We start from the raw sequence: 20,074 nt of genomic DNA on the forward strand, positions 1-20,074 counted from the left end.
CGGCTTAAGGCCGCAGAGCGAGGAGGGACATCATCGTGAGACAAGTGAAGGTAGCGGCTACACAGATGAGCTGCTCATGCGATATTGAAGAGAATATCCGCAAGGCGGATAAGCTGGTGCGCGAGGCGGCGGCCCAGGGCGCGCAGATTATTTTGCTGCAGGAGCTGTTCGAGACGCCGTATTTCTGCCAGAAGGAGAAGTCGGACTATTACGCCTACGCCACCGAGCTGGAGCAGAACCGCGCCGTCAATCATTTCAAGGAAGTGGCGAAGGAACTGAAGGTCGTGCTGCCGATCAGCTTCTATGAGAAAAAGAACTATGCCCGCTACAACTCCCTCGCCGTCATCGACGCCGACGGAACCGTGCTGGGCAAATACCGCAAGAGCCATATCCCGGACGGACCGGGCTATGAAGAGAAGTTCTACTTTAACCCCGGCGATACGGGCTTCAAGGTCTGGAATACGAAGTACGCCAAGATCGGCGTCGGCGTCTGCTGGGATCAGTGGTACCCGGAAGCGGCGCGCGTCATGACGCTGATGGGCGCGGAGATTCTGTTCTATCCGACCGCCATCGGCTCGGAGCCGCAGGACGGCTCGATCGACTCCAAGGACCACTGGCAGATGACGATGCGCGGCCATGCCGCCGCCAACCTGATCCCGGTGGTGGCATCGAACCGGATCGGCCGGGAAGAGGACGAGGAGTCGAGCATCGACTTCTACGGCTCGTCGTTCATCGCCGGTCCGCAGGGCAATATGATTGCCGAAGCGGGACGCGGCGAAGAGGCGGTGCTGACCGCCGAGTTCGATCTGGACCAGCTTGAGGTCGGCCGGATCGAGTGGGGCATCTTCCGCGACCGCCGTCCGGAGCTGTACCGGATGATCGCGAGTTATGACGGGGATTTGACGTTCTGATTGAATGGAGAAACGGACAGAATGCAACAGCAGCAAGGAGGCAACTCCCGGCTGCTGTTTTTTTGTATGAATTCTAATCGATCCGCTAAGAGTATCCATCAAATGTTATATAACATAACATTTAAGTAGAAATATAATTGTCACCGTTGCTTTGATCTGATAAAATCTCTTTAAGTTTAGCGACTATATTTTGGGGGGTCAGGGGATGAAGAAGAGAAAAGCGATTTTTATGTCAGCTATTATGGCATTGATGCTGCTGACGGCAGCGGGATGCGGCTCCAACAACAAGGAAGGCTCCGGCAGCTCGGGTTCGGGCGGCGGAGAGACCGTCAAGTTCGCGAGCGACGCCAGCTATGCGCCGATGGAGTTTATGGACGGAGACAAGATCAAAGGCTTCGACATCGACTTTATCCGGGCGGTAATGGAGGAAGCCGGAATGAAGTACGAGGTCTCCAATACCGGCTGGGATACGATGCTTGAGAGCGTCAAGCAGGGAACGGAGTATCAGGCCGGTCTGTCTTCCGTATCCATTACGGATGAGCGGAAAGAGACGTATGACTTCTCCATCCCTTATTTTGAGTCGACGAACATGATTATGGTCAAGGAGGGCAGCGACATCAAGAGCGCGCTTGATCTGAAGGATAAGAAGGTCGCTGTGCAGACGGCGACGACAGCCGATACGCTGATGAGCGGCATCATGGGCATGGACAATGCGAAGCTGAAGCGGTTCGACAGCAATGCGGTTGCACTGATGGAGCTGCAAGGGGGCGGCGCGGACGCGGTGGTGGCGGACATCGCCATCGTGCGCGAGTTCATCAAGAACAATCCGGACCAGAAGCTGGTCGGCATCACCGACAACACCAACTTTACCTCGGAGTATTACGGCATTCTGTATCCGAAGGGCAGCGAGCTGAAAGCGAAGCTGGACCCGGCCATCCAGAAGGTGCTGGATAACGGCAAGTATGAAGAGATCTACAAGAAATGGTTCGGGGAAGCGCCGAATCTGGAGAATCTGAAGCAGGCGAAGTAAGGGGATGCGGCGATGGATTTCAGAATGGATCTGGTCATGCACTATTTGCCTTTATTCATGCGGGGGATGCTGTACACGGTCGGGGTCTCCGCCGCCTCCATCCTGATCGGTTCGGTGCTGGGCCTTGGTATCGGGTTCGGCAAAATGCTCCGGAGCCGGCTGCTGCGGCTGCCGTTCGATGCTTACATCAATATTTTTCGCGGAACGCCGCTCTATGTACAGATCCTGATCGTCCACTTCGGCATCGTGCCGGTCTTCTACGGCAGCACGAATGCGCTGGTCTCCGGCGTCGTAGCGCTCTCGCTGAACTCGGCCGCCTATTCGGCGGAGATCTTCCGGGCGGGCGTTCAGTCCATCGACGGCGGGCAGCGGGAGGCGGCCTTGTCGCTCGGCATGACGGGGAGGCAGGCGATGCGCTTCGTCGTGCTGCCGCAGGCGGTGAAGCGGATGGTGCCTGCTTTTGGCAACGAGTTCATCGTGCTGGTCAAGGATTCGTCCCTGCTGGCGGTCATCGCCATGCCGGAGATTATGTACTGGGGCAATACAATGAAGGGCCAGTATTACCGCATCTGGGAGCCGTATCTGACGGCGGCGGTGCTGTATTTTATCCTCACCTATCTGCTCAACAAGCTGCTGCAGCAAGTGGAACGGAGGCTGTAACCGATGGAACCGATTATTGCCGTCAGGCATCTGCGCAAAGCGTTCGGCGCCCATGTGGTGCTCGGCAATGTGAACGTCGAGATTTATCCGCAGGAGGTCGTGGTCGTCATCGGTCCGTCCGGCTCCGGCAAATCCACCTTCCTGCGCTGTCTGAATCTGCTGGAACGGCCGCAGGGCGGAGAGATTGTCATTGAAGGCATCTCTCTGACGGACCCCAAGACGCGGATTCACGATGTGCGGACCGAGGTGGGCATGGTCTTTCAGCAGTTCAATCTCTTCCCGCACAAGACGGTGATCGAGAACCTGATGCTGGCTCCGGTTCAGGTCCGCCGCTGGACGCCGGATCGGGCCAGGGCCAAAGGAATGGAGCTGCTGGAGAAGGTCGGGCTGGCGGACAAAGCTGCCGCGTATCCGGCGTCGCTCTCGGGCGGCCAGTCGCAGCGCGTGGCGATCGCCCGGGCCTTGGCGATGGAGCCGAAGATGATGCTGTTCGACGAGCCCACCTCTGCCCTGGACCCGGAGATGGTCGGCGAAGTGCTGGCCGTCATGAAGAATCTGGCATCCGAAGGAATGACGATGGTCGTCGTGACGCATGAAATGGGCTTCGCGCGGGAGGTCGGCAACCGCGTGCTGTTCATGGAAGGCGGCGACATTGTTGAGGAAGGGACGCCGGAGGAACTGTTCGGGAAGCCGCAGCAGGCGCGGACGCGGGAGTTTTTGTCCAAAGTGCTGTAAGAGAGGCCGCTTGTTCCGCAGAGGTCAAGAACGCCGGGGCGCATGCCGCGGCGGTTTTGCGTTCGGCGAAGACGGCGTGCAGGGAACCTCTTTCTGGCCGAGACGTATAAAAAAGAGTATAGTAGAACGGGTTATCCGCTTAATAATTTGCAGCCGGAGGGTTAAACATCAATGGATTGGTTTGCCGACTTTTTTCGGAGCATCAGCGAGAATTACGGCCATTTCTTCTCGTGGAGTGATATCGCCGCCACCTTGTCCGATCCGGTCAGCTGGGGCATCATAGGCAGTCTTGTGCTGCTGGAAGGCCTGCTGTCGGCCGACAATGCGCTCGTTCTGGCCGTCATGGTCCGGCACCTGCCGAAGGAGCAGCAGAAGAAGGCGCTGTTCTATGGGATTATAGGTGCCTATCTGTTCCGCTTCATTGCCATTGGGCTTGGAACGTACTTAATCAAGTTCACAACGGTCAAAGTTCTGGGCGCGCTCTATTTATTCTACATTGCGTATAAAGGGCTGTTCCGGGGAGGCGGAGAGGAGAAGACGGTCAACCGCGGCGCTTCTTTCTGGAGAACGGTGCTTCTCGTCGAGTTGATGGACATCGCCTTCAGCATCGACAGTGTCATTGCGGCCTTCGGCCTCAGCGACGAGGTCTGGGTGCTGTTCATGGGCGGCATCCTCGGCGTGCTGATGATGCGCGGCGTCGCCCAGCTCTTCCTGAGACTGATCGACAAGTTCCCGGAGCTGGAGCAGACAGCCTTCCTGCTCATCGCCATCATTGCCGGCAAGATGCTCGCCGGCGCCTTTGGCTACGAGCTGCCGCATACCGTATTCTTTGCCGTCCTCATTGCCATGTTCGCGGGTACGCTGATTTACAGCCGGGCCAAGCGGCGGCGGGAGGGCAAGAAAGGATAACGGGGCGCTTGGGTGATTCAACGGAATTTTGCCGGGTTATTGGGTATAATAAACTGGTAGTATCTGCCGGATTGCCCGCTGGGGCGAAATACACAACCGACACGGAGGTTCTATGGAGACTGAAGCGCTGCAGCAAGTCGAACGGCTTGCCCTCAAGAAACAGAAGATTTACCGCAACAGTATTCTTCGGTACATTGCCCGCGCCATGCTGGCAAGCATGTTCATCGGATTCGGCGTTATCGTGGCCTTCAAGACAGGCAACTTCTTCTACATGGAGCATTCGCCGCTGACCTATCCGATGGCAGCCGTGACCTTCGGCGCGGCCATCATCCTGATCTCGTACGGCGGCGGTGATCTGTTCACCGGCGACACGTTCTACTACACGTACGGGGCGCTCCGCCGCAAGCTGCGCTGGACCGAGGTCGGCCGCATGTGGGTAATCAGCTACATCGGCAACATTCTCGGCGCCACCGCTTTTGCGCTCTTGATCTATCTGACGGGGCTGTTCGATTCGCCGGATGTGAACGGGTTCCTTCTGAGCGTGGTCGCGCACAAGATGGAAGCGCCTGCGCTGGAGCTGTTCTTCCGGGCGATTCTGTGTAACTGGCTTGTCTGTCTCGCCTTCTTTGTCCCGATGTCCATGAAGACCGACGGGGCCAAAATGTTCGCCATGATGCTGTTTGTCTTCTGCTTCTTCATCTCCGGATACGAGCACAGCATCGCCAACATGTGTACCTTCGCCATTGCGCTGGTGCTGAATCATCCGGGGACGATCTCATGGAACGGGGTGTTCCATAACCTGGTTCCCGTCACGATCGGCAACCTGATCGGCGGCGGCGTACTGATGGGCGTGATGTACTACTATGTGAATAAGCCGTTTCTGGACGAGGAGCCGCACTGACCCTTGTCCCATGCGCAGGGGATGCCGTTCCCGAACCTTCCCCGTCCCAAATAAAGCCGCCGTACGCCCTGAGGGGCGGATGGCGGCTTGGTTCGGCTTAACGGGCGTTAATTCCGCCCGGGAGCGGGCATCCGGTAATGGAGCGGGGCGGCCTCGCGCAGGGTGCCTTCCAACTCGCCGCCTTCCAGCCTCCAGTATTCGATGCCGCCCAGCATTTCCTTGACGCGGTAGCCTTTTGCGGCCAGCCGGCCCGCCGCTTTGGTGGCGCCGTTGCAGGCCGGACCCCAGCAGTAGACGACCAGAAGGTCCTCCTTGCCAAAGGGCGGCGCTTCGCCCCGGAGGAAGCCGCCCGGAAGCGAGCGGGCTCCCGGCAGATGCGCTTCCTCGTAAGACTGCGCGTCCCGGACATCCAGAAGAACGAAGTCCTGGACGCCGTGGTGAAGATCGTAGGCGACGTCGGCGACGTCGGTCTCAAAAGCGGCTCTGGCCTGAAAGTGAGCTGCGGCTGCCGCCGGATCGGCGGCGGGACTGGCGGACGTCTGGGATTTGGGGCGAACGGTCATAGAGAGTTCCTCCTTCGGTGGATGGGGTGGTTAAGATGTTCCTATTGTAGCTTGAATCCCGACGGCCCGTTATCTATAGTATTGGATAAGGATTATCGAAGATTTCGATAACGGCCCGGAAGAGCTCCGGGCATTCGGAAGGCAGGGGGATTACGCATTGGAACTGACGTATCTGCGGACATTTTGCGAGGTGGTCGACAGCGGCAGCCTGACGCGGGCGGCGGAGAAGCTGGGGTACGCCCAATCGAGTGTAACGGCGCAGATGACCCGCCTGGAGGAGATCTACGGCACGGCGCTCTTGGAACGGGCCGGTCAAGGCATGCTTCCGACCTTTGCGGGCCGGACGCTGCTGCCGTACGCCCGGCAGATGCTGGCGGTCCGGGAGGAAGCCAGAACGGCCGTGGCGGGAGAGGCGTCGGGTTCCCTGGTCGTCGCGTCCATCGAGACCATTGCCGTCTGCCTGCTCCCCCAGCGGCTGCTGCGGTTCAGGGAGCGCCATCCCGGCCTTCAGTTGAAGGTCGTTCCGGGTTCGGAGCCGGAGATTATTGCGGCGGTCCGAAGCCGCTCGGCCGACATCGGCCTGATCTTTGACCGCCCTTTCTCGGGCGAGGGACTGGTTTCCAGAACGCTCCGGCGGGAACCGCTCTGTCTGGTCGTCGCTCCCGGCCACCGCTTCGCGGGACGGGAGCGTATAGCTCCCGCCGAACTGGACGGGGAGCCGCTGGTGCTGACCGATGAGAGCTGCACCTACCGGGAGCGTCTTCTGGAATTGTGCCGGGCGGCGGGGGCCGCTCCCCGGATCGAGATGGAGCTGGGCCATCTGGAGGGCATCCTCCAGGCCGCCAGACAGGGGTTCGGCGCGGCCTATCTGCCGGGCTACGCCTTCGCGGGGCCGGTCGAACGCGGTGAACTGGTTGCGGTGCCGCTTGAAGACGGAGACAGCGGCTTCAGCGTGCAGCTCGTCACCCGGCCCGGGGCGCTTCCGGCCGGCTGCGAGACGTTTATCGGGCTGATGACGGAGTAAGGAGGGGCCCGGAGCCTGCTTGTAACGCGCGCCAAAGAAGCTCTGCCGCAGCTGCGGCAGAGCTTTCGGTCGTGGTTCGATGGCCCGGTTGCCGTTAGGTGCCGGGCTCTACCATTTGGAGCCGCCGGAGGAATGGCCGCTGCCTCCGCCGCCCCAGGAGGAGCTGCCGGAAGAGTGGCCGCCGCCCCCGCCGGGACGGCCGCCGAAGCCGCCCGGACCGCCGCGGCGCTCGGCCTCGCGGCGCATCTGCGCCTGCATGGCGGCCATCTGCGCCAGCCGCTCCTCCTCTTCCTTGCGGCGGACCAGCCGCTGCGCCTCCTCGGCGTAGGCGGCTACGCCGGCCAGGAAGGCCCGGGCCGACGCTTCCAGCGCGTCGAGCTGATACGGGCCGGCGGAGAGGCCGGCCTGCAGGTCCCGGTACGGCGGAAGTCCCGCCAGACCGTCCCGGGCATGCAGCCCCCGGCTCTGGAGCAGCCGCCGGGCCGCTTCGGCGTCCGCTTCGCCCTGGCGGAGCGCCGCTTCCACCCGGGCGAGCCGGTTGTCGAGCTCGCCCAAATCCCCGGCCGCTTCGCCGAGCAGGCGGCGGGCCTCGTCCTGAAGCGCGAGCAGCCGGTCCAGCCCTTCGCGGGCCTTGTCGAATTCGCCCCGCTCATCGGCGGTCCAGGCTTCAATCTCCGGCACGCCGGCCTCGGCCTCTCTCAGCCTGCGGCTCCATTCGGCAAGCGCGGCCTCCGCGGGCTCGATATGGCTGCGGGCATAGCGGGCGGAAGCCGAAGCGATAAGGCTTCGGAGCCGCTCCTGGGCGCTCCCGAGCTCCTTCCAGCCTTCGCGGATCTGATTCAGATCCCGCCGGTTGGCCAGCCGGATCTCGGCCTGGCGTTTCGTCATGGAGACGGCGTCTTCAATCCGCCGGTCCATCTCCGCGCCGATCCGGCGTACTTCATTCAGGTCCCCGCCGCGCAGCTCCTCTTCCAGCAGGGCGACATCGGCTTCCGCCTGCTTCAGCAGCTCGTAAGGCTTGACCTTCATATTCTGCAGCGCGTTCTGTTCAATCAGCGCGGCAATCTCGGAGCGGGCGGCCGCCAGCGCGGCCGGGAAGCCGTGGATTTTGTCCTGATACACATCGACATCCTGCACATCCCGGCTGATCTGCTCCTGCAGTTCTCTGGCCTGTGCGCTGACCGTCTGGGCGGCAATGGGATCGAACAGCTCCAGCTTGTCGGCCTCCGCCGTCTGCTCGGCCAGCTCCTTGAGATCGTCCGCAATGTCCTCCAGGCCGTATCCGGTCTCCTGAAGCGCATCCTGGAATTCGCTCTGAAGTTCAGGCGCCGCCTGTTTCAGTTCGTTGATGTGCTGCTTCACCGTACGGTCCGCCTCGCTGATTGCTGCGATGCTCTTCTCCTGCTCCTCCAGCGCCGTCCGCAGCTCGCTCTCTGCGCCTTGGAGCTGGCGATTGGCCGCAGACAACGCCCCCAGCCGGTAGAAGGCCGGAAGCGAACCGCTCTGCTGCTCGGAGGAGAGGGCCGACAGCTTGACCAGCAGGTCGGAGAGCGTCCGGGAAGCGGTATCGGCCAGCTGCTGGGTCTTGCCCTGAACAATGCCCTGGAAGGGTTGAAGCGCCTCCAGGCCCCGGTTCGCCCGAACAAGCAGATCGGAGATCGCTTCCTGCGAGGCGCGAAGCTGCCTGCGCCGCCGAATGCCGGTCACCGTCACATACAGAATGAGGCCAGCCAGAACGGCCCCGGCCAGGATGTAGACGAGAGACCGGGAGGAACCGTCCGTACCGGTTCCCGAACGGGGTGCGGCCGCCGGCGAGCCTGCGGACGTTCCGGTTCCGCGGGTGCCGGAATCCGATCCTCCGGAGGAACCGGCCGCAGCGCCTGCGCCGGGCCCGCTGCCGCCGGACGCGCCGGATTCTGCGCCGGCGTCTCCGCCGATGGCATGGGTTGCCCCGATCACCGAGAGGATGGCTTTGCCGAAGTCCCCCTCCTTGGCATAGGGGATGAAATAGGTATCCAGCAGCTGCTTAATCGCTTCGGAACCGCTGCCCCCGCCCTGATTGGCGGACCAGGCGTTCAAGGCGGCCTGAAGGCCGGGGTTCATGAAATGCAGATCGACGGTGCGGTCTTCGCTGCCGATCAGAAGCAGCAGTTCATTCTCCGCGAGTCCCCAGCTCTCATAGACGTCATAGGCATACTGCTCGGAGGATTCCCCATCCAGCGAAGGCAGAATGAGTATACGGAAGGCGTAGGGGCCTTGCTCCGCCTGCTTGGCGACGGCATCGGCCTGGCCGGAACCGAGCAGGCCGGCCTGGTCGACCACGGCTCCGCCGGGAGACGGGATGGCGGCGGCCGACGCGGCCGGAACGCCAAGAAGGAAGAGCAGGGTAGACAGCAACAGTGCAGGTAGGCTTTTTCTCAAACGGACACGCTCCATTCTCGGGCAGGATTGCCCGTCAATACCTTTATTATATAATAACCCTTTCCAAGCAAAAACCGCGCCTTTCCCGGAAGAGGAAGACGCGGTTGGAATCGGCCGGAGCCGCAGAGGATCGTCAGAACAGGGCCTAAGCTTCCAGACACAGCAGAAACTGAAGGCGGGACTTGATTTCTTTCTGCCATTTAAGGTCTCCGACCTTAACGGCCAGATTAAGCAGATCCAGGTAATCGTCAACTTGAAGCGAAGTCCGTTTGGCGGCGGTATTCATACAGTCAGTCTCCTTTTGAACCAGAATGAATAAGGGTGTGAGCCGGTTAAGTGCAATAATGATAATCATTATCATTTGTTTGATACTGCTATTATGAACATTATGGATGAGAAAAGCAATATGCAAACCACAAGTTTTTAATTTGGAATGTTACAATTTTAAGAAAGGATTCATATTCAGGAAAAAATGGAGCAAAAGCATTTTCTATGGGAGTAATAGGAAGGATATTCGGCGCTTTCTGTCGAAAATCTACTGTATCGCTTAAGACGGGCGAGGAATGAAATTAAAGGAGACATTGCGATGAAGCAGCTACGGCCGATATGGGGAATCATCCTGTTCCTTGTGCTTGTTCCATCTACCGTGTTAGCCGAGCGTCGGGAAATCCGATATGAGGCCGAACTGAATTATCCTCCTTATAAATATGTACAGGACGGCTTTCTGACCGGGTTCGACGTGGATCTGACGCATATGGTGTTCGAGCGGCAGTCCTACCAGGTCTTCTATTCCGGAGGCAACTGGAATGCCCTTTACCGGAAGCTGGTGGACGGCAAGATTGATACGGCCGGATTGATGGCCGTTACTCCAGAACGGCAGAAAGAAGTACTGTTCTCCAAGAAAGTGACCCGGGCCTATTTGTCCGTCTATTCGCTCCAGAGCAGAGCGGAGGGAGTGACGCTGAAGACGCTCGGGAAGTACAAAGTAGGCGTCAGGCGCGGCCAATACTCCGAGGATGTCGTGCGGGACAAGCTGGGACTTACCGGCTATGCGGCCTATGAAGACCTCCCGGAAGCGCTGGAAGCGCTTCGGCATGGAGAGATCGATGTGCTGCTGGAGAACCAGGCGGTTATCGACCATATGATTATCGAGCAGGGGTGGAGCAATGCCATTATCCACCGCCTCAGCAATTTATACCCCGTGGATATCGCCTACGGCGTCAGCCGAAGCTCCTCCGAACTTGTGCCCTACATCAATGCACGTCTCGACGAACTGCGCCGTTCCGGCGCGTTCGAAGAACTGCATCTTCAATATTTCTTTCGCCACTCCGACTATTACCGGCAGATGACGCGCGAGCGGGTGATGCTCGGCACTCTGATTGGCGCTTGTCTGCTTGCCTTTGGCTTTGTGTTTATCCGGATGTATATCCAGCGGCTTCGCAGAACGATCGAGGCCGAGCAGCGCCTGTTCAGCAACGTGGTCGGTCATGCCGGCATTCTCGTCTGGGCGGCAGCCGCTGACGGCAGAACGGTGCGGATGACCGCGTTCACCGAGGAGACGACCGGCTTGCAAGAATCTGAGCTGGCCGGTAAGAGGCTGGAGGAACTGGAGCTGTCCGATCCCGGCCTTCAGGAACTGCGGAATCTGCTGCTGGAGGCGGTCGAAGGACGATATTCGCCGGGGGTGGAGGCCAGGATTCCCCGGAACGGGCGATATTTTCTGCTGAAGACGATCCCGGGTCCGCGGGTAGAAATAAGCCGGGGCATGAATGTTGCGGTGCTGGTCGGTATCGACGTCGATGATCTGAAGAAGAATGCACTCAAGCTTCAGTCCAGCTACGAGAATCTGGAATCGGCGCATTGCGAGCTGGAGATGGCCCAGGAGGAGCTTCAGGAGCAGATGGAGCGGCTTCGGCTCAGCCAGCAGCGATTCCGCGCCGCATCCGAAGGTTCGGGAGCCTACATTTGGGAGTTGGACATCACGACCGGAAGGTATGATATTTCGGAACGCTGGTTTGAGCTGATGGGGTATACCCCCGAAGAATTCTACAGCAGATCCGATGCTCCGTTCCACTTGATGCACCCCGATGATATCGAGGCGGCCGAGCGGGCGCGCCGCGCCCATCTGGAGGGGAGAACGCCGTTCTACGAAACGGAATACCGGATGCGGACCAAGGAAGGCCGGTATCTCTGGTTCGGCGTCAGAGGCAAGGCTTCACGTTCGCCGGAGAGCGGCGCCGTCGTCTTCCTGGGATCGCTGATCGACATTACCGGCCGCAAAGAGACGGAGCTTCAGCTCAGCCGGAGCTATCAGGAACTAGAAGCGACTTATGAAGAGCTGACGGTGACCCAGGAAGAGTTGATGGATCAGTACGAGGTGCTGCTGGACAACCAGGAGAAAATGCACCGGCTCGCGTATTACGACGGGCTGACCGGCCTTCCGAACCGGCTGATGCTGCTGGAGACCCTGGAACGCTGCTTCCAGGGTACGGAAGGCCGCGCTGCGCTTTTGTTCCTGGATACGGACAATTTCAAATTCATCAATGATACCATGGGCCACCGGTTCGGAGATGCGCTGCTCGTCAAGACCAGCGAACGTGTGCAGCAGCTCATTCGGGACCATGACATGCTCTGCCGGCTCGGAGGCGACGAGTTTGTCATTCTGTGCAAGCGGATCTACCGGCGGGAAGAAGTGCTGAATCTTGCCGAGTCGATCGTGGAGAGCTTCAAGCAGCCGTTCCAAATCGGAGAAACCCGGCTGTATGTCTCGCTCAGCATCGGAATTTCCTTCTACCCGGAAGACGGGCGGACGACCGAGGAGATTCTGAAGAATGCTGATGTCGCCATGTACCGGGCGAAGGATTCGGGCAAGAACCGGTATGTTGTCTATGACAAGACGATGCATACCGAATTCAACGAACGGCTTCATTTGGAGAAGCATCTGCGGGGAGCGCTGGAGAACAAGGAGTTCGAGCTGTTCTATCAGCCTCAGGTCGATATTGCCGGCGGTCAGATTTCCGGCTTTGAAGCGCTGATTCGCTGGAATAGTCCCGAGCTCGGCTTTGTCTCCCCGCTGGCCTTTATCCGGATCGCGGAGGACTCGCGTCTGATTGTTCCTATCGGCGAGTGGGTGCTCCGGGAGGCCTGCCGTTTTCTCGGCGATGTGCAGGCAAAGAAGAGCTGCACGTACAAAATCTCGGTCAATATTTCGGTGATTCAGCTGCTGCAGGATGATTTTGTGGAGATCGTGCTGGATGCCGCGCAGGAGAGCAGAATTGAGCCGGGCTGCCTGGAGCTGGAGATTACTGAATCCGTATTCATGGAGTCCTACGAACGGATTGTAGGCAAGCTGGAACGCCTGAAGGCGGAGGGCTTCCGGATCGCTCTTGACGATTTTGGCAAAGGATACTCTTCGCTGAGTTATCTGCAGCAGCTTCCGTTGTCCACGCTGAAGGTGGACAAGGCATTCATTGATCCGCTGACCGAGGATGCCTACAGCCAGACGTTCATCCGGACCATTGTGGCGCTTGGACACGATATGGGACTTGAAGTAGTCGCCGAGGGGGTAGAGCGGTCCAGCCAGCTCGAGATTCTGGAGCACACCGGTTGCGACAAAGTACAGGGTTATTTAATCAGCCGTCCCGTTCCGGAGAAACATGCGCTCGAATTGCTGAATGGCCCTGGGAACGGCAAGGTTTGCTAAGCGGTAATAGGTTACCAGAAGAAAAGAGGGGCATTTCCCGGTGGGCGGCTGTCTGCCGGGGAAGTGCCCCTCTTGCGCGGTTGACGGATCGGTCAAAGCACCACGATTTTGTTCTTGCCGGTCTTCTTGGCTTCATAGAGGGCATCATCGGCTTTCTGGAAGACAAAGCTCTTGGAGTCGGAGCCGTTGAAATCATGCATGCCGATGCTGACGGTGACGGATTTGCCTTCCATTTCATCGACCGGCAGTTCCATAATCCCAGTGCGGACGCTCTCCATCAGCATCCGGGAATGATCCAGGCTCTTGGAAGTCAGGATCACGACAAACTCCTCGCCTCCGTATCTTGCCGCGAAATCGTCGGAGTCGATGTGCTTCAGAATGGTAGCGGCGACCTGCTTCAGAGCGATGTCTCCCACCCAGTGGCCGTATGTATCATTGACCTTCTTGAAGTTATCGATGTCCAGAATGGCAAGCTGCATCGGAAACGGATTCGACTGCTGATGTTCAATCAGCCAGCCGAAATATTCATGAAAGGTCTTGTGGTTATAGAGATCCGTCAGCGGGTCGATCTTGGACAGACGGTCCATGATGATGTTCTGGATGCGCAGATCCTGCTCCGCCTTGACCGAATTGGCCAGCGAACGGGTCAGATCGCGCTCGCGGAGGATGACGGCATAGCCTGTAAGCGCGGACAAAAGAAAAACAAACGTATAAATCAAGTGTTCGATTCGAAGCGCGTAATCATACTGGGAAGACGTGCCGAACAGAAACAGCATATACAGCAGGCAGACACAGGCGGAGGCAGCCAAATAGCCCATTCGCATGTACAGAATCGTAACCAGCATCGGGAGCAGCAGCAGCAGCGGTTTGGCGTGAATATCGGGGCTCATGAACATGATTAGAAGGATGGCAAATACATGGCTGCCTGCCGCGATAGCCCCTTCGGACAGATCCGGTCTGCGCGCATTGATGAACTCAAGCAGGACCAGCAGAGCCAGGAGCAGCGTATCAGTCAGGAGCGCATGGCTGCGGGATACGGAATTGCCGTTGTGAAAAGCGGATTGCCCCCAGACTGACCAGAGAATGAAGAGCTGGATGAAGAGCTGGACGAACATGACAACCCAGAGCGCGTTGATCAGCAACCGGTTCCAATTCAATTGACGAGGAGCGGGAGGTGACTTGGACATAAGAAGTGCCTCATTTCAAAGACAGATATCTACTATATTCGCCAAAAAACATGGTATTCCTTCCCGAATTAACCAATGCAAAAATGTTCGTATTCTGCATACACGAAGTCAATATTTATTAATAAATCTGCAAAAAATGAAATAAAACACGAATGATTATTAGGATTATCATTGACTCGTTCGGCTGATTTAGGTACAATCGCTAATGGCCGTGAAAAAACGGCAAGAATTGTTCGTATATCCCCGGCAATATGGGACGGGGGTCTCTACAGGGAACCTTAAATTCCCGGCTACGGACAGGGTGCTTTCGCATACCTGTGTAGAGCCGGGAATTTTTTTGTCATTCATTAAGGAGGAAGCGATGAGCAAGTATGATGCAATTGTCGTGGGGGCCGGTCCGGCCGGTATCTTCGCCTGTTACGAACTGACACTGAGAGCCCCGCATTGGAAGGTGCTGCTACTTGATAAGGGGCATGATATTTATCGACGCCGCTGTCCGATTCTGGAAGAGAAGATTCAGCTCTGTCCCCCTGCAAGCGGACGCAAGGAATTCGCCGGCTGTCTTCCGGCCTGCTCCATCACCGCTGGCTTCGGCGGGGCAGGAGCCTACAGCGACGGGAAATTTAATATTACGACGGAGTTCGGCGGCTGGCTGACCGACTATATGCCGCCTTCCAGAGTGCTGGAACTGATCCGCTATGTCGACGCCCTGAATCTGAAGCATGGCGCAACCGAAGCCGTCACCGACCCGACCACCGAGCATATTCGGCAGATTGAGCAGCGCGGCTACGCAGCCGGACTGAAGCTGCTGAGAGCCGAAGTGCGGCATTTGGGCACCGAACAGAACCTGGAGATTCTGAAATCCATCTATGAATATTTGCAGACCCGGATCGACATGGCGTTCAAGAGCGAGGTTCAGGACATCGTGACGGTTAAGGGAGAAGAAGGACACCGGGTAACAGGCGTCCTGCTCAAGAGCGGGGAAGTGTATGAATCCGACCGGGTCATGATCGCTCCCGGACGGGACGGTTCTGCCTGGCTGACGGAAGTGCTGAAGAAGCGGCGGCTGAAGATGTACAACAATCAGGTGGATGTCGGCGTACGGGTCGAGACTTCGGATGTCGTGATGCGGGAGATCAACGAGAATCTGTACGAGGGCAAGTTCATCTTCAACACTTCAGTCGGAACCCGGGTGCGGACCTTCTGCAGCAATCCGTCGGGACATGTCGTGGTAGAGAACCATAGCGGCGTCATGGCCGCGAACGGCCATTCCTACAAGGACCCCGAGCTGGGCTCCAAGAATACGAACTTTGCCTTGCTGGTCTCCCATAAATTCACGGAGCCGTTCGACAAGCCGAATGAATATGCCCGGGAAATCTGCAAGCGGGCGAACGACCTGTCGAGCGGCGGCGTCATTGTTCAGAAATACGGAGACATTCTCCGGGGGCGGCGCTCAACGCGAAGCCGGATCGACGAAGGCTTCCTGGAGCCGACACTGAAGGAGGCAGTGCCGGGCGATCTCGGCCTGGTGCTTCCCTACAACACGATGAAGAGTCTGATCGAAATGGTGGAAGCGCTGGAGAAGGTAACGCCGGGCATTGCCTCCGAACACACGCTGTTCTATGGCGTAGAGGCCAAGTTCTATTCCGCCCGTCCGAAGCTGACAGCTTCGCTTGAGACGGAGATCGCCGGGTTGTACTGCGGCGGCGACGGAGCCGGCATCACGCGCGGTCTGGCCCAGGCCGGCGCAGCCGGCGTCTGGATCGCCCGGGGCATGCTGGAGCGGGCCTAAAGGACGCTCCTCAGCCTGTAAGGGACGCTCCCCTCGTGAGGGACGCGCCTCTGACTGAGGGACGCTCCTCTGGCAGAGGCGCGTCCCCAGGAACGGAGAACCGCCGCCTAGATACCTGGCCGGATATGGACATAATAATGATCGAACGGCAGCGACCCTGCCGGAACCTCCGCGAATCCGCGCTTCATGAAGGCGCGGATTCTTGGCGCGTCCGCGGGGACGATCTTGGTAATCATCCGGTCGGCCGGGAAATCTTCGTAGAGCCCGGCAACGGCCAGCCCGGCGATTTCTTCAAGCAGATCTTCTCTCTCATAGGCGGAAGCCAGATCGAGCCGGAGAACGGCGGTAGGGATTTCCGCTCCATCCTCTGATTGGGGAGCATCGCTTCTGACGAAGATTTCTAACGTTCCCACCGCCTTCTGCAGGACTTTGTCTATCACGCTGAAGCGGACATAAGCCTGCCAGCTGTAAGCGTCCAGCCAGCAGCGGATGCAGGCGCTTACTTCCTCCTCGGTGCGGAAGTGAAAGTCGCTGTGGCAGTTGTCGCTGTTGAACAGCGGAACCGCGGCGGGATCGGAATAGCAGTCAAGCAGCTCGGCGGCGTCTTCCGGCCGGACCAGACGGTACCGGAAGTGTGCGGTTTCATAGACGGGACTCTGAACATAGGGCGACGGATGGGCGGATGGCAGCTGCATAAGTATCGAATTCCTCCTTGGTTATCGGCTCTTGGCCGGATGGACTGACTCTATCTTAACGGAGGAAAGACGACACCTGTATGTCGTCTTTGCCTGCTGCTTCTGCGGATTGGCGGGTTAGGATCGAACGGGCGTGGTCGGCAATCCGCCGCTGAAGGGCCGGCGGACCCAGAATGTCCACATGCGGCGCAAGCGCCAGCAGGCGCCCGAACCATCCGCTCTCTTCCTCCGGCACGCTGAAGGAGAGGAGCGCTCCCTGGTCCGGCTCTTCGGTAACCGATGCATTCGGAAAAGCTTCCTCGGCGGGTATCCGCCATGGTGCCGGGCAGCGAAGCCGGACGTCCAGGTAAGTCCGTTCGTCCGGCCGATCCTTCAAGAGCGTATCGGCCGGGGGGTGGCTCCGGGAGAACGGCGAAGCCGTAGGGCGAAGATTCCGCATCCGGGACAGACGGAACAGCCGGTAGTCTTCGCGCCGGCGGCAGTAGGCCAGCATGTACCAGGCGTTCCACTTCATCAGAAGCTGGACCGGTTCTGCGCATCTGCGGGAGAGAACGCCTTGAGCGCTGTAATAGTCGAACTCGACGGCCAGCCGGGCCAGTGCCGCCTGGACGAGCGGAGGAAGAAGTTCCTGGATGCTCCGTCCCTCGCGGTACGCCCCAAGGTCGAACTGGACGGGCGGCGGTTCTATGCCGCCGAAGGCCGCCGTCATTTTCTCCGCCGCCGCCTCCAGCCCCGAGTGGCTGAATCCGGACTCCAGCCCCTTCACGGCGGCTGCGATCCAGCGGAAATCCTCGCTGCCCAGAGGCTGGCGGCTTAGGCGGAATCCGTCCAGAATATAGTACCCGCCCGCGGCTCCCTGGGCGGCGGCAACCGGAATGCCCGCCATGCCCAGCGACTCGATATCCCGCTGAATCGTCCGGACCGACACCTCAAAGTGTTCGGCCAGCACCCGGGCGGTCACCCGCTCGCGGTTCAGTAAGTAGATTACAATGCCTAACAGCCGGTCGGTCTTCACGCTGCTCCCCCCTAAATCCGGATATGGAAGTTCTACAGCTAACCATGACATAATTCAGCCGGGGGTTCAATACGAACGAAGCGGATAACGCTCTGCCGATCCGTCTTGCGGGCATCTTGTGGAGGCATCGCTGCAATCCGTCACCTATTCTTCTTAAATAGGCTCTTTGGGATCGGAGCGGCAGCTGATAAGATAGGAGAAAGGGAACTTGTGTTCCTGCCTTGGTAAATTGAGGAGGGATTGAATTGCCTTACTTCAGAACAGAAACGGCAGAGCTGTATTATGAAGAAATCGGGGAGGGGCGTCCGATTGTGCTGCTTCACGGCTTCACAATCGACCATCGCTTGATGAAGGGCTGCATGGAGCCTGTATTTGCCGCCCGGCCGGGCTGGAAGCGGCTTTATCTTGATTTGCCCGGGATGGGACGCACAAGAAGCTATGAAGGGATAACGGACTCGGACGGTATGCTGGACGCTGTGCTGGCGGCTATCCGGCAATGGCTGCCGGGCGGCGAACCGTTCTGTCTGGCCGGCGAATCGTACGGCGGCTACCTTGCCCGGGGAATTGCCGAGCGCAGCCCCGAATCGGTGGCCGGCCTCGGGCTGATCTGTCCGATGATCCTGCCCGCTCACGACGATCGGCAGCTGCCGGAGCACCGGATTCTCCGCGAAGACGTGTCGCTTGCGGAATCGGCCGCCGGACCGGACTTCGACGATTTCCGCCAGATGGCGGTTGTGGCGAACGCCCGGACATGGCGCCGATACATAGAGGATGTGTTACCCGGCCTGCGCCTCGGGGACACTCGGTTCCTCGACGGAATTCGGGAGCGCTACGGCTTCAGCTTTCCGCTGGAGACAGCGGTCATGGACAAGCCCGGACTTCTGGTAGCCGGCCGCCAGGATGTCTCTGTCGGTTACCGGGACGCGCTGGAATTGCTGGAACGTTATCCGCGCCTGACTTATGCGGTGCTGGATACCGCAGGCCATAATCTCCAATTCGAGCAGCCGGAGCTCTTCGAGGCGCTGGTACACGAATGGCTGGACCGGGTGGAGCGGGAGCAGTTCGGCCCGGCGGCGGCAGACTAGCCTTAGGGAGGCAGACTAGCCTTAGCGAAGAGGCGGAGGGAAGAACTGCTGCGGCCATGCAGCAACGGCAAGAAGGGGCGTCCTCGCGGACAGCCCCTTTCTGGCTTCGTGTCTATTCTGCGTACTTCAGCCTTCCAGCAGCAGCGATTCCGGATCTTCCAGCAGCTCCTTGACTTTGACCAGGAAGCTGACGGCTTCGGAGCCGTCGACAATCCGGTGGTCGTAAGAGAGCGCGATGTACATCATCGGCCGGTTGACCGTTGTCGTCTCATCGAGCGCGATCGGCCGAAGCTGGATCTTGTGCATGCCGAGAATGCCGACCTGCGGCGTGTTCAGAATCGGCGTAGACAGCAGAGAGCCGAAGACGCCGCCGTTGGTAATGGTGAACGTACCGCCCTGAAGCTCGGACAGGCTGAGCGTGTTGTTGCGGGCCTTGGCGGCCAGCTCGCCAATCTCCCGCTCGATCTGCGGGAAGCTGAGCCGGTCGGCGTCCCGTACGACCGGAACGACCAACCCTTCCTTGGCGGCGACGGCGATGCCGATATCATAGTATTTTTTGATAATCAAATCCTCGCCGTCGATCTCCGCGTTAAGCAGCGGGTATGCCTTCAGGGCTCCGATTACCGCCTTGGTGAAGAAGGACATGAAGCCCAGACCGACATCGTGCTTCTCCTTGAAGCTGTCCTTGCGCCGCTTGCGGATGTCGAGAATGGCCGTCATGTCCACCTCGTTGAAGGTGGTCAGCATGGCTGCCGTATGCTGCGCCTCGACGAGCCGGCTCGCGATAGTCAGCCGGCGTCGCGACATGCGCTTGCGCTCGACTTCCTTGCCGCCGGACGGCGCTGCGCTCTCCGGCGCCTTCGCGGCGGCCGGCTTGCTGCCGCCGTCCGCAGGCTTCGGAGCGGGCGCAGCCGCGCCGTGGCCCTGCACATCGGCCTGGGCAATCCGGCCGATGGGATCGCGCGCGCCGACCTCGCCGAGGTCGATGCCCCGCTCGCGCGCGAGCTTGCGGGCACCCGGCGTGGCCAGGTGCTCCCCGCTTGCCGCCGCCGACGAAGGCTCCGGCGCTGCGGGCGGCGCTGGCGCTGCCGCCGGTGCCGACGGCACCGGAGCAGGCGCTGCGGGCGCCTCGCCGCCTGAACCGGCGGCCGAGCTGGCCGGCGTCTTCGCTTCGCCGCCGGCCGCTTCGCCGATCACGCCGATTGCTTCGCCTACAGCGACATTCTCGCCCTCCTGGCGCAGGATAGCGGAGATGACGCCGCCTTCCTCGGCGCTGATCTCCAGATTGACCTTGTCGGTCTCAAGTTCGGCCAGCACGTCGCCGGCTCCGACGACGTCCCCCTCCTTCACGTGCCACTTGTAGATCGTTCCCTCGGAAATGGATTCGCCCAGATCGGGCACTTTGATTTCGGACACAGCCGCTACCTCCCCAGAAAATTGAAT

Annotated in this window: 17 protein-coding genes and 1 riboswitch; of the genes, 10 read left to right on the forward strand and 7 right to left on the reverse strand. The window is 59.5% G+C overall.

The window, feature by feature from the left end:
• The first annotated feature begins 35 nt into the window (after positions 1-35).
• The 6 genes from aguB (at position 36) to F4V43_RS13995 (ending at position 5,146) form a co-directional block, all read left to right on the forward strand.
• The gene (gene aguB, locus F4V43_RS13970) at positions 36-911 is read left to right on the forward strand and encodes an N-carbamoylputrescine amidase (protein WP_150458868.1); all 876 of its coding nucleotides are present in this window, start codon (positions 36-38) and stop codon (positions 909-911) included.
• Between the two features lie 205 nt (positions 912-1,116).
• The gene (locus F4V43_RS13975) at positions 1,117-1,941 is read left to right on the forward strand and encodes a basic amino acid ABC transporter substrate-binding protein (RefSeq protein ID WP_191089588.1); all 825 of its coding nucleotides are present in this window, start codon (positions 1,117-1,119) and stop codon (positions 1,939-1,941) included.
• A gap of 12 nt (positions 1,942-1,953) precedes the next feature.
• Positions 1,954-2,601: an amino acid ABC transporter permease gene (locus tag F4V43_RS13980; protein WP_150458869.1), complete on the forward strand. Its 648-nt coding sequence runs from the start codon at positions 1,954-1,956 to the stop codon at positions 2,599-2,601.
• A gap of 12 nt (positions 2,602-2,613) precedes the next feature.
• Entirely contained in the window at positions 2,614-3,336 is a 723-nt protein-coding gene (locus F4V43_RS13985) for an amino acid ABC transporter ATP-binding protein (RefSeq protein WP_150458945.1), read from the forward strand.
• A gap of 171 nt (positions 3,337-3,507) precedes the next feature.
• On the forward strand, positions 3,508-4,245 hold the full coding sequence (locus tag F4V43_RS13990; RefSeq protein WP_150458870.1) for a TerC family protein: 738 nt from the start codon (positions 3,508-3,510) through the stop codon (positions 4,243-4,245).
• A gap of 112 nt (positions 4,246-4,357) precedes the next feature.
• Positions 4,358-5,146 (forward strand): formate/nitrite transporter family protein, encoded by a 789-nt coding sequence (locus tag F4V43_RS13995; RefSeq protein ID WP_150458871.1) that lies wholly within the window; start codon positions 4,358-4,360, stop codon positions 5,144-5,146.
• Between the two features lie 107 nt (positions 5,147-5,253).
• Here the strand turns inward: F4V43_RS13995 and F4V43_RS14000 are convergent, their stop codons facing one another.
• A complete protein-coding gene (locus F4V43_RS14000; protein WP_150458872.1) occupies positions 5,254-5,709 on the reverse strand; it encodes a rhodanese-like domain-containing protein in 456 nt (151 codons plus the stop codon).
• A 157-nt stretch (positions 5,710-5,866) separates the two neighbouring features.
• Between F4V43_RS14000 and F4V43_RS14005 the strand changes: the two genes are divergently transcribed.
• Positions 5,867-6,733 (forward strand): LysR family transcriptional regulator, encoded by an 867-nt coding sequence (locus tag F4V43_RS14005; protein WP_150458873.1) that lies wholly within the window; start codon positions 5,867-5,869, stop codon positions 6,731-6,733.
• A gap of 108 nt (positions 6,734-6,841) precedes the next feature.
• Here F4V43_RS14005 and F4V43_RS14010 read toward each other — a convergent pair whose 3' ends face one another.
• On the reverse strand, positions 6,842-9,154 hold the full coding sequence (locus F4V43_RS14010) for a TPM domain-containing protein (protein ID WP_191089589.1): 2,313 nt from the start codon (positions 9,152-9,154) through the stop codon (positions 6,842-6,844).
• Between the two features lie 145 nt (positions 9,155-9,299).
• Positions 9,300-9,440: a hypothetical protein gene (locus F4V43_RS19745; RefSeq protein WP_191089590.1), complete on the reverse strand. Its 141-nt coding sequence runs from the start codon at positions 9,438-9,440 to the stop codon at positions 9,300-9,302.
• A 300-nt stretch (positions 9,441-9,740) separates the two neighbouring features.
• Here F4V43_RS19745 and F4V43_RS14015 point away from each other — a divergent pair, with 300 nt between their 5' ends.
• Positions 9,741-12,857 (forward strand): EAL domain-containing protein, encoded by a 3,117-nt coding sequence (locus tag F4V43_RS14015; RefSeq protein WP_150458875.1) that lies wholly within the window; start codon positions 9,741-9,743, stop codon positions 12,855-12,857.
• Between the two features lie 92 nt (positions 12,858-12,949).
• On the opposite strand, the gene F4V43_RS14020 is transcribed toward F4V43_RS14015, so the two are convergent.
• Positions 12,950-14,044 (reverse strand): sensor domain-containing diguanylate cyclase, encoded by a 1,095-nt coding sequence (locus F4V43_RS14020; protein WP_150458876.1) that lies wholly within the window; start codon positions 14,042-14,044, stop codon positions 12,950-12,952.
• Positions 14,045-14,257: 213 nt separating this feature from the next.
• A riboswitch (purine riboswitch) is annotated at positions 14,258-14,357 on the forward strand.
• A 48-nt stretch (positions 14,358-14,405) separates the two neighbouring features.
• On the opposite strand from F4V43_RS14020, the gene F4V43_RS14025 reads away from it, so the two are divergent.
• Positions 14,406-15,836 carry an NAD(P)/FAD-dependent oxidoreductase gene (locus F4V43_RS14025; protein WP_150458877.1) on the forward strand — a complete coding sequence of 477 codons (1,431 nt, stop codon included), beginning with the start codon at positions 14,406-14,408 and terminating at the stop codon, positions 15,834-15,836.
• A 107-nt stretch (positions 15,837-15,943) separates the two neighbouring features.
• Here F4V43_RS14025 and F4V43_RS14030 read toward each other — a convergent pair whose 3' ends face one another.
• Positions 15,944-16,531, reverse strand: coding sequence for a GNAT family N-acetyltransferase (locus tag F4V43_RS14030; RefSeq protein WP_150458878.1), 588 nt, complete (start codon positions 16,529-16,531; stop codon positions 15,944-15,946).
• Positions 16,532-16,586: 55 nt separating this feature from the next.
• Entirely contained in the window at positions 16,587-17,546 is a 960-nt protein-coding gene (locus F4V43_RS14035) for a helix-turn-helix transcriptional regulator (protein WP_191089591.1), read from the reverse strand.
• Between the two features lie 245 nt (positions 17,547-17,791).
• Here F4V43_RS14035 and F4V43_RS14040 point away from each other — a divergent pair, with 245 nt between their 5' ends.
• Positions 17,792-18,631: an alpha/beta fold hydrolase gene (locus F4V43_RS14040; RefSeq protein WP_150458880.1), complete on the forward strand. Its 840-nt coding sequence runs from the start codon at positions 17,792-17,794 to the stop codon at positions 18,629-18,631.
• Between the two features lie 126 nt (positions 18,632-18,757).
• On the opposite strand, the gene odhB is transcribed toward F4V43_RS14040, so the two are convergent.
• Complete coding sequence (gene odhB, locus F4V43_RS14045; RefSeq protein WP_150458881.1) at positions 18,758-20,047, reverse strand: 2-oxoglutarate dehydrogenase complex dihydrolipoyllysine-residue succinyltransferase; 1,290 nt, start codon at positions 20,045-20,047, stop codon at positions 18,758-18,760.
• Between the last annotated feature and the right edge of the window lie 27 nt (positions 20,048-20,074).

The sequence above is a fragment of the Paenibacillus spiritus genome, assembly GCF_008710135.1.
In the GTDB taxonomy this organism is placed as follows: domain Bacteria; phylum Bacillota; class Bacilli; order Paenibacillales; family Paenibacillaceae; genus Paenibacillus_AQ; species Paenibacillus_AQ glufosinatiresistens.

What these genes read in the sequence shown, in the direction of transcription:
- F4V43_RS13975 (WP_191089588.1), top strand. Translation starts at nt 1,117, where the DNA reads ATGAAGAAGAGAAAAGCGATTTTTATGTCAGCTATTATGGCATTGATG.
- F4V43_RS13980 (WP_150458869.1), top strand. Translation starts at nt 1,954, where the DNA reads ATGGATTTCAGAATGGATCTGGTCATGCACTATTTGCCTTTATTCATG.
- F4V43_RS13990 (WP_150458870.1), top strand. Translation starts at nt 3,508, where the DNA reads ATGGATTGGTTTGCCGACTTTTTTCGGAGCATCAGCGAGAATTACGGC.
- F4V43_RS13995 (WP_150458871.1), top strand. Translation starts at nt 4,358, where the DNA reads ATGGAGACTGAAGCGCTGCAGCAAGTCGAACGGCTTGCCCTCAAGAAA.
- F4V43_RS14000 (WP_150458872.1), bottom strand. Translation starts at nt 5,709, where the DNA reads ATGACCGTTCGCCCCAAATCCCAGACGTCCGCCAGTCCCGCCGCCGAT.
- F4V43_RS19745 (WP_191089590.1), bottom strand. Translation starts at nt 9,440, where the DNA reads ATGAATACCGCCGCCAAACGGACTTCGCTTCAAGTTGACGATTACCTG.
- F4V43_RS14015 (WP_150458875.1), top strand. Translation starts at nt 9,741, where the DNA reads ATGAAGCAGCTACGGCCGATATGGGGAATCATCCTGTTCCTTGTGCTT.
- F4V43_RS14020 (WP_150458876.1), bottom strand. Translation starts at nt 14,044, where the DNA reads ATGTCCAAGTCACCTCCCGCTCCTCGTCAATTGAATTGGAACCGGTTG.
- F4V43_RS14025 (WP_150458877.1), top strand. Translation starts at nt 14,406, where the DNA reads ATGAGCAAGTATGATGCAATTGTCGTGGGGGCCGGTCCGGCCGGTATC.
- F4V43_RS14030 (WP_150458878.1), bottom strand. Translation starts at nt 16,531, where the DNA reads ATGCAGCTGCCATCCGCCCATCCGTCGCCCTATGTTCAGAGTCCCGTC.